At 47.0% G+C, this 2,228-nt stretch carries 4 protein-coding genes; 2 read left to right on the top strand and 2 right to left on the bottom strand.

Translation table 11 applies throughout. The features are described 5' to 3' along the window. Positions 1 to 424: hypothetical protein (locus ACO6UY_RS24510; protein WP_422491659.1), on the bottom strand; the 424-nt coding region annotated here is incomplete at its 3' end. 160 nt (positions 425 to 584) lie between these two features. On the opposite strand from ACO6UY_RS24510, the gene ACO6UY_RS24505 reads away from it, so the two are divergent. Then, positions 585 to 1,004, top strand: coding sequence for a hypothetical protein (locus ACO6UY_RS24505; protein WP_422491658.1), 420 nt, complete (start codon positions 585 to 587; stop codon positions 1,002 to 1,004). On the opposite strand, the gene ACO6UY_RS24500 is transcribed toward ACO6UY_RS24505, so the two are convergent. Continuing rightward, complete coding sequence (locus tag ACO6UY_RS24500) at positions 1,001 to 1,672, bottom strand: LexA family protein (protein ID WP_422491657.1); 672 nt, start codon at positions 1,670 to 1,672, stop codon at positions 1,001 to 1,003. The two genes, ACO6UY_RS24505 and ACO6UY_RS24500, sit on opposite strands and share 4 nt — an antisense overlap. 239 nt (positions 1,673 to 1,911) lie before the next feature. Here ACO6UY_RS24500 and ACO6UY_RS24495 point away from each other — a divergent pair, with 239 nt between their 5' ends. Beyond that, on the top strand, positions 1,912 to 2,121 hold the full coding sequence (locus tag ACO6UY_RS24495; RefSeq protein WP_422491656.1) for a transcriptional regulator: 210 nt from the start codon (positions 1,912 to 1,914) through the stop codon (positions 2,119 to 2,121). The last annotated feature ends 107 nt before the right edge of the window (positions 2,122 to 2,228 follow it).

Genomic DNA, 2,228 nt, shown 5'->3' with positions numbered 1-2,228 from the left:
TGAAGGAGTCACCCTCTGCATGTTGCTGGTAGTTCTCCAGGGCAACGGTCATCACTGCCAGCTCTTTGGAGGAGAGGGTTTCAAAGGGGCTCACCAGCTGTTCCAGCTCAGTGACGCAGACATCACCTTCGTCTTCGGCATCGCCGTTGATTTCGATCAGGATGTTGCCCAGAAGCATCGTTCCCGGTAACTGCTGCTGGTCGTAGTGAGACTGTGCTTCTTCAGCAGATGAGTCATTAGAGGAGAGTCTTTTCCACAGATCAGATTGATATTGATTGTGGACAGAGAGGATCTGCGAACGGTGAGTTACCCCCTGCCTCACCAGTTCTCTGATTTGTGCCTGCAGGGTACACAGTTTCTGCCGTGTAACTAGTTCGTCTTTTGCGAGACTGCAGATTTGGCTGAGCGCCTGTTCCTTGTTCATGTTGTTATCTCTCTTGAAATACAGCATTTGACTGTTGAGATATTTATACAGCTCAAAACTGTATGATACAACAGTTTTTTCATTATTTTTTAATTTCGGTAATTTTGGTTGACCTTAATTACTAACTGATAGTTGGTTTTTCTTTTGAAATGATTCAGGGATGAATAGCAAACAACTGTTTTCCCACCGCCTCTCCCAAGCTCTCACCCACTATGGTGTGCCTGAAAAGGGGCGTGGAAGGGCCAACCAGATCGCCTCCATGTTCGGCGTGACCGCTAATGCTGTGCGTAAATGGCTTGAAGCGGAATCGCTTCCGGAAACCTGGCGGATTATTGATATTGCCAACGTGCTTGGAGTGCGAACCGAATGGCTATTGAGTGGGCAGGGCAGGATGTTGCCAGATGGCAGCGAACCACTGGATGAAGTGGTTCAGCCGATGCTTTCATTGCTGGCCAGTAGCAGCGAGGAAGCCCGGAAACTTTTTTTTCTTGTAGCGGAGAAAGAGCGGAGGGGTGAGATTAACGGACGGCATATTACCGCCGTCGTTAATCTGATCGAGAAGTTTACTGAAGAGCCTTAAGAGACCAGGCTCATATACTGTCCAACCACCACGCCACAAATTGTGGTGCCTGCCTGTATTTCATGTATCGGATACTGGGGGTTTAACGGCTTGAGGTACTTCTTGCCGGAATCTTCTACGTAAATCTTGAAAGTGCATTCATCGGATTCGGGTAATCTGGCGATTACTGGCATACCGCTGCTGACCTCCTTTTCCGGATCGACATAAATATTCGTACCTTCCGGGAAGCTAAGTCCTCCAGGATTCTGACTGGTCATGGAGTCACCCCTTACCCGCAGGGCGTAGGCTTTGTTACTGACCTTTTCCGGACAAGGTAAAAAATCCTCGGGATCCTGAAGATAACGCACGTCTGATACCTCGCAAAACTGGCCTGCGCTTACCCAGGATATTAAAGGCACCATTCTCATACTGTAAATGCTGGCTGGGTCTGACACGTTTGGATCAGTGCCAAACCGGAGATAGCTTTCAGTAACCCCCAAGACCTTGGCAAAATCTGCCATGTATCGTGGGTTTTTGGTCTGGTTGTTTTCGATTTGTCCGATGCTTTGCTGGGTGATTTTTCTACCTGTAGCTATTTCGATTTCATCTGACAATCGTCCCTGGCTCCAGCCCTTCTTTTTCCTTGCCTGAACTATGCGCTCACCAATACTCATGTGCTTTGTCGCCAATTATTCATCAATGTTCCATCGTTAGATTACATAAGAGTATCAAGTAACTCTTGAACCGGACTTTGATCAACCGGTCATTATCCATGTTTGTGTGTGCAAGGTTACAGACAACCTATAGAGCTAACAATATAGGCTGTTATTTCTAAACTGAGCGGCAGAAATATATGAACAAAAACTTTGCTTGAATACAGTCTTAAACTGTGTTCTTCTAGCAAAAAACAAATAACACCGGTAGAGCTATGCAAGCATTAAAGAGAGCGATCGAAATTTGCGGTGGACAGCAAAAGCTGGGGGAGAAGCTTACGCCTCCTGTGAAACAGCAGTCCATAAGTGGCTGGATTGAAAGAGGGAACATTCCCCCAAAGCGGGTTCGTCAAATTGAAGCAGCTACGGATGGTCAGGTAACCCGGCATGAGCTGGACCCGGAACTTTACCCTGAAGAGTCATAAAACAGAACGCAAAAGCAAAGAAAAACCCCGCACTGCGCCAACAGGATACGGGGTTTTCAAGGAAGAGAGTTGATCATGACATATTTATTTTTCAGGGGGAAGCATGG

It is taken from the genome of Endozoicomonas sp. ALE010, assembly GCF_049310165.1.
In the GTDB taxonomy this organism is placed as follows: Bacteria; Pseudomonadota; Gammaproteobacteria; order Pseudomonadales; family Endozoicomonadaceae; genus Endozoicomonas.
This window is presented reverse-complemented; position numbering and strand designations above follow the sequence as displayed.

Coding starts and splice junctions, on each gene's coding strand:
- ACO6UY_RS24505 (WP_422491658.1), top strand. CDS start 585: ATGAATAGCAAACAACTGTTTTCCCACCGCCTCTCCCAAGCTCTCACC.
- ACO6UY_RS24495 (WP_422491656.1), top strand. CDS start 1,912: ATGCAAGCATTAAAGAGAGCGATCGAAATTTGCGGTGGACAGCAAAAG.